Below are 6,000 nucleotides of genomic sequence, written 5' to 3'. Positions count from 1 at the left end.
GCCACGGATCTTGAAGGAGAACACCGGTTGCAGGTCTTCGCGCTTGAGCAGCACCTGATTACCCAGCCGCTCGGACAACTGGCGCGCGCCGTGCAGCGGGGTTTCGATGGCCACGTCGTAGACGCGAGAGGTGAGGATCTTCTTGACGTACTGTTCAAGCATCGGGGCGGCATCACTGGCGGAGGGGCAAGGGCCGAAAGTCTAACCCGCTGCCCGACGCACGACCATACGAATGACAGGGCTTTAGCGGCGAGTCGCCGCTATAATGGCCGCCCTTTTGTATACCCCCGGCACCGTGGAGCCCGCATGACTCAGGATCAACTCAAACAGGCCGTCGCCCAGGCCGCTGTCGACTTCATCCTTCCAAAACTCGACGACAAGAGCATCGTGGGTGTCGGCACTGGCTCCACCGCCAACTGCTTCATCGATGCCCTGGCCCAACACAAAGGCGCCTTCGACGGCGCGGTAGCCAGTTCCGAAGCCACCGCTGCGCGCCTCAAGGGCCACGGCATTCCGGTCTATGAGCTCAATACCGTCAGTGATCTGGAGTTCTATGTCGACGGCGCCGACGAAAGCGACGAGCACCTGAACCTGATCAAAGGCGGCGGCGCCGCCCTGACCCGCGAGAAGATCGTTGCCGCCGTGGCCAAGACCTTCATCTGCATCGCCGACGGCAGCAAGCTGGTACCGGTTCTGGGCGCGTTCCCGCTGCCGGTCGAAGTGATCCCCATGGCCCGCAGCCATGTCGCCCGCGAACTGGTGAAACTGGGCGGCGACCCGGTCTACCGTGAAGGCGTGCTGACCGACAACGGCAACATCATCCTCGACGTGCACAACCTGAGCATCACCAACCCGGTCGAACTCGAAAGCCAGATCAACGCCATCGTCGGCGTGGTCACCAACGGCCTGTTCGCCGCGCGCCCTGCCGACCTGCTGCTGCTGGGCACGGCTGAAGGGGTTAAAACGCTGAAGCGTTGAGCCAATGACCGGACCGGCTGAACGATGATGAATCGACTCGGCCGGGCCATCCACAATCCCTCTAGCGTTTTGTTGCTGCCCGATAAGCCGCGCCTTGCTCACGCTTGCCAACCGAAACAACGACCACCACCACGCGCTCATCTTCGACCCGATAGACAAGCCGGTAACCAGAAGCCTTCAGTTTGATCTTGTAATGTCCTGGCAGGTCATGCAGTGCATCAGCCTGGATACGCGGCATCTCCAGACGCTCGCTGAGCTTTTTCTTGATCTGCTCACGTACGGTATGCCCAAGCTTCTCCCACTCCTTCAGCGCGGAAGGGAGAAACTCCAGGCTATAAGTCATCCAGACTCACCGGGACAGACTTTTCCTCGGCCCGCAATTTGGCAGTCTCGATCAAATCCAGATCATCGAGCCGCTCCATCATCGATTCATAAAGCTCGGCAGGCACCATATAACCCACCACTCGATTATGGTTGAGTACAGCCACTGGCATTCCACCTGCTTCGGCCATGACCCCGGAAGGGTTCTTCTTGAGCTCCGAGACACTGACGGCAATGTCGGCAAAGATATTTTGCATCTTTTATGACCCTCAATTAAGAGCCGGATTTTGGTCCTTAAAAGACAAGCCTGCAAGGCCTGGACTGCGCTGCACGATTGTTTTCAAGGCCGCTTGAATACATAAAACAGGTTCGGCTCGCTCACCAGATACAGCACCCCGTCGTCGTCCATCGCAATACCTTCGGCCTGGGGCACGGTCTTGCTCAGGCCCATCTGGCCCTTTTTCAATGAGGCGCTGCCCACCGGGCGGCCTGTGGTGTCCAGTTCCAGGATTTGCCGGGACTCGTCGGACAAGGCCAGAAGGTGGCCGCTGCGTTCGTCGAATTGCAGGCTCGACAGGTCGCGCACAAAGATGCCGGCATCGCGCTTGCGGTCGGAGATCACTTCAAGGGCGTTGGGTGCGTCGCCATTGACCTTCGGGAAGCCGTGTACCTCGATGATCTGCACCGGGTCACGTTCCTTGGCGACAAACAGGCGCTTGCCCTTGGTGTCGTAGGCCAGCCCTTCAAAACCCTTGTTGTTGCCGGCGTTGAAGTTCAGGGTCAGTTGTTCGGCATTGGCGGCGTCAAGCTTGCGGGTGGTGTCGTCGATGTGCACCTGGATCAGCCGCTGGCGGCGCTCGTCGCTGATCACGTAGACGCCACGGCTGATGTATTCCACCGCTTCTGCATCGCCAAAACCGACCAGCTCGATGCGCCGCAGAATGCGCCCGTCCAGGCTCAGTTCGACCATTTCGCTGTTCTGGTTGGTGACGGTGAACAGGCTTTTGCGGTCCGGGTCGTAGCTCAGCGCCGAAACGTCGTCTTCCAGGCCTTCGATGACCTGCCCTTCGATGACCACCCGATAATCATCCAGACCGATGGCAGACGCCGACTGGCTTTGCCAGAACATGGTCCAGTTGAAGGTGGCACGTTCGACCAGGCGAAACTCGCGAGCGGCGAAATACAGCAGGGCAAACGATAGCAGTACAACGACAACCAGCAATTGCAGGCGGATGAAACGACGCATTCCAGCAGCTCGACACAGAAAGGGGGCGGCATTAATAACATGCCAATCTGAAGCCAGTCTTAATAATAGCCCTGTGCCACAACCGCATGTCTGACCGGGAGAATTCTATTTCTTGTCGAAGGCATAGAAAAGATTGGGCTCGCTGACCATGTACAGCGTGCCTTTTTCATCCATGGCCACGCCCTCGGCGCGGGGAATGGTGTCTTTCAGGCCGTTCACGCCGCCCAGCAGGGTCATGAAGCTGACCTGCTCGCCCTTTTCGTCGACCTCCAGCAGCAAGTGCGAATCGGCCGACAAGGCCAGCATGTGTCCGGTGCGCGGATCGACCGCCAGTGCTGACAGGTTGCGCATGTCCAGCGCACCGCTGTCGAGGGGCTTTTTATCGCCCTTGAGCAGTTCGCTGCCGTCGCTGCTCCAGGCAAACAGCTTGGCCGGACGCTCTTCGCCAAGCAGCAGTTGCTGGCGTTTCGGGTCCCAGGCAACGCCCTCGAAGCCCTTGTTCTTGTTCGCCGAAGCGCCCAGGTCGTATTGACGGGCATCGGTGATATTGAGGTGGGTGGTCTGCGCCGTGACCTTGATGATGCTCAGGTTGTGCTGGCGCTCATCGGTAATGGCGATCAGACCGTCGTTGAGCACCGTCACGCCTTCAGGATTGCTCCAGCCCAGCAGCGGAATCTTGCGCAGCACGTCACCGGTCAGGCTCAGTTCGACCAGAAACGGGTTCTTGCCCATGACGGCAAACAGCGTGCGGGTTTGCGGGCTGTAGGCCAGATCGCTGGCCTCGTCGTCGGCCATGCCCGGCAGGACCTTGGCGTCGATGGTCACCTTGTAGTCGGGCAACCAGACGCTGGCGGTGCGTTCAGCCTTGCTTTCAAACGTTTCATGCACCAGCAACAGCGCGCGATCATCCCAGTGCATGGCAAATGCCAGGCCATAACCGGCTACCAGTACCAGCGCCAGCCAGGTGGACCGGCGCTTTATCCAGGGCCGCGACGGCGCAGACAATGCAGGCAGGGTTTGAGAGGGGATGGCCATGAACGCGCTCCTGATCGGGATAGGGCAACTCGCAGTCGGTGCCCCGATCCGTGGGGCAGGCCAAGAGTATCCGGATCAGTTGTGAAAAAAATGCAGTGAGCAGAAATAGTTCCCCGCAAAAAGCAAAAAACCGCCCGGTGGTCAGCCTGGGCGGTTTCGGTCAACAGCGCTGGAATCAGCGCACGGTGCTCTCGTAACGCGCCTGGCCGATCAGTTCCAGGGCGATGCGGTCGCCCACTTCGAACGGACCGACGCCGGCTGGCGTGCCGGTCATGATGATGTCACCGGCCTGCAACGAGAAGTGCGCAGCCATGTGCTGCAGCATCGGCACGATCGGGTTGAGCATCAGGCTGCTGTTGCCGTCCTGCACGACCTTGTCGTTGATGGTCAGGCGAATGCCGATGTCGGTCAGGTCCGGGAAGGTGTCTGCCGAAACGAACGGGGCAATGACCGCCGCGCCGTCGAAGCATTTGGCCAGTTCCCACGGCAGGCCTTTCTCGCGCAGCTTGGTCTGTACATCGCGCAGGGTCAGGTCCAGGCCCGGCGCAAAGCCGCTGATGGCGTCCAGCACTTCTTCGACAGACGGGTTCTTGCTCAGCGATTTGCCCAGCAGCACCACGATTTCGGCTTCGTAATGCACGCTGCCACGGTCGGTAGGGATAGTGAAGCTGTCTTCCAGCGGCACCACACTGCTGCCGGGCTTCATGAACAGCAGCGGCTCGGTCGGCACCGGGTTGCCCAGTTCCTTGGCGTGTTCGGCGTAGTTGCGGCCGATGCAGACCACCTTGCCCAGAGGGAAGTGAATATTCGTTCCATCGACATATTTATGCTGGTAGCTCATGGGGGCTCCTGAGGTCTGGTGAGAGGCCTTCACCCTTGAAGGGCGAAGATTTTGCCGGGGTTCATGATGCCGTTGGGGTCGAACACGGCCTTGACGGCTTTCATGTACTCGATTTCGGCCGGCGAGCGACTGTACGCCAGATAATCGCGCTTGGTCATCCCCACGCCGTGCTCGGCGGAAATCGAGCCGTTGTACTTCTGCACGATCTCGAACACCCAGGTATTGACCTTGGCACAGGTTTCAAAGAACACCGCGTTATCCATGTGCTCAGGCTTGAGGATGTTCAGGTGAAGGTTGCCGTCGCCGATATGGCCGTACCACAGCACTTCGAAGTCGGGATAGTGTTCGGCAACGATGGCGTCAATTTCAGCCAGAAAGGCCGGTACTTTCGCCACGGTGACCGAAATATCGTTCTTGTACGGCGTGTAGTGCGAGATGGTTTCGGAGATGTATTCGCGCAGCTTCCACAGGTTGCGCAGTTGCTGCTCGCTCTGGCTCATGACGCCGTCCAGCACCCAGCCTTGCTCGACGCAATGCTCGAACGTGGCCAGCGCCTGATTGGCAATGTCCTCACTGGCGGCTTCGAACTCCAGCAGCGCATAGAACGGGCACGCCGTATCGAACGGCGCCGGCACATCGCCACGGGCCAGCACCTTGCCCATCGACGAGTGCGAAAAGAACTCGAAGGCGGTCAGATCAAGCTTGCTGTGGAAGGCATGCAGCACCGGCATGATCGATGCAAAATCTGCGGCGCCCAGCACCATGGCGGTCAGGTTCTTCGGCGCCCGGTCCAGGCGCATGGTGGCTTCGACGACAAAACCCAGCGTGCCTTCGGCGCCGATGAACAGGTGCCGCAGGTCGTAGCCGGTAGCGTTCTTGAGCAGGTCTTTGTTCAGCTCCAGCAAATCGCCCTTGCCGGTCACCACTTTCAGGCCGGCGACCCAGTTGCGGGTCATGCCGTAGCGAATGACCTTGATCCCGCCGGCATTGGTGCCGATATTGCCGCCAATCTGGCTGGAACCGGACGAGGCGAAGTCCACCGGGTAATACAGTCCGTTTTCGGCAGCCAGGTCCTGCAACTGACGGGTAATCACGCCCGGCTGGCAGACCACGGTGCGGTCGGTGAGGTTGATGTCGAGCACCTGATTCATCGCGTCGAACGACACGACCAGCTCGCCATTGGCGGCGACTGCGGCGGCCGATAATCCGGTGCGGCCGCCCGAAGGCACCAGCGCCACACGCCGTTCGTTGGCCCAGCGCACGATGGCCTGGACGTGCTCGACGGTTCTGGGCAGCACAATGGCCAGCGGCGCCGGCGTGAACTGCTTGGTCCAGTCCTTGCCGTAGGTTTCAAGGGAGGCGGGGTCGGTAAGGACTCTGGCGGGCGCGACAAGCGTCACCAGTTCATCGATCAGGGCACGCTGGGTCATCACTCAACTCTCGCAGATTTCATTGGGAACCTGAGAACCATTCACGTTGTGGAATGGGGTTTCGCGGGGTCGTTATGCTAGCATACGACGCCCAGTTGCCATTATGCGACGCGCCCTTCGCGGGTCCATGCATGGCCGATGCCCTTCAT

General features: G+C 60.0%; 7 protein-coding genes and 1 pseudogene. 1 reads left to right on the top strand and 7 read right to left on the bottom strand.

Annotation, left to right across the window (positions count from 1 at the left end; translation table 11 throughout):
* Positions 1-162, bottom strand: a pseudogene (locus tag ACYAS9_RS07900) (threonine ammonia-lyase, biosynthetic); the annotation flags it as partial.
* Between the two features lie 144 nt (positions 163-306).
* Here ACYAS9_RS07900 and rpiA point away from each other — a divergent pair.
* The gene (gene rpiA, locus ACYAS9_RS07895; RefSeq protein WP_463567754.1) at positions 307-978 is read left to right on the top strand and encodes a ribose-5-phosphate isomerase RpiA; all 672 of its coding nucleotides are present in this window, start codon (positions 307-309) and stop codon (positions 976-978) included.
* Between the two features lie 61 nt (positions 979-1,039).
* On the opposite strand, the gene ACYAS9_RS07890 is transcribed toward rpiA, so the two are convergent.
* The 6 genes from ACYAS9_RS07890 to ACYAS9_RS07865 form a co-directional block, all read right to left on the bottom strand.
* Entirely contained in the window at positions 1,040-1,321 is a 282-nt protein-coding gene (locus ACYAS9_RS07890) for a type II toxin-antitoxin system RelE family toxin (RefSeq protein WP_463567753.1), read from the bottom strand.
* The gene (locus ACYAS9_RS07885) at positions 1,311-1,556 is read right to left on the bottom strand and encodes a type II toxin-antitoxin system Phd/YefM family antitoxin (protein ID WP_463567752.1); all 246 of its coding nucleotides are present in this window, start codon (positions 1,554-1,556) and stop codon (positions 1,311-1,313) included. Before ACYAS9_RS07885 ends, ACYAS9_RS07890 begins: the two co-directional genes overlap by 11 nt.
* An 83-nt stretch (positions 1,557-1,639) precedes the next feature.
* Complete coding sequence (locus ACYAS9_RS07880) at positions 1,640-2,545, bottom strand: SdiA-regulated domain-containing protein (RefSeq protein WP_463567751.1); 906 nt, start codon at positions 2,543-2,545, stop codon at positions 1,640-1,642.
* A gap of 105 nt (positions 2,546-2,650) precedes the next feature.
* Entirely contained in the window at positions 2,651-3,580 is a 930-nt protein-coding gene (locus ACYAS9_RS07875; protein WP_463567750.1) for an SdiA-regulated domain-containing protein, read from the bottom strand.
* 175 nt (positions 3,581-3,755) lie between these two features.
* Positions 3,756-4,421, bottom strand: coding sequence for a fumarylacetoacetate hydrolase family protein (locus ACYAS9_RS07870; RefSeq protein ID WP_463567749.1), 666 nt, complete (start codon positions 4,419-4,421; stop codon positions 3,756-3,758).
* 29 nt (positions 4,422-4,450) lie between these two features.
* Entirely contained in the window at positions 4,451-5,851 is a 1,401-nt protein-coding gene (locus ACYAS9_RS07865) for an FAD-binding oxidoreductase (RefSeq protein WP_463567748.1), read from the bottom strand.
* Positions 5,852-6,000: the final 149 nt, after the last annotated feature.

This window comes from Pseudomonas sp. HP_08, assembly GCF_055284095.1.
Note: the sequence above shows the minus strand (reverse complement) of the source record. Positions and strands in the feature narration are given on the sequence as shown.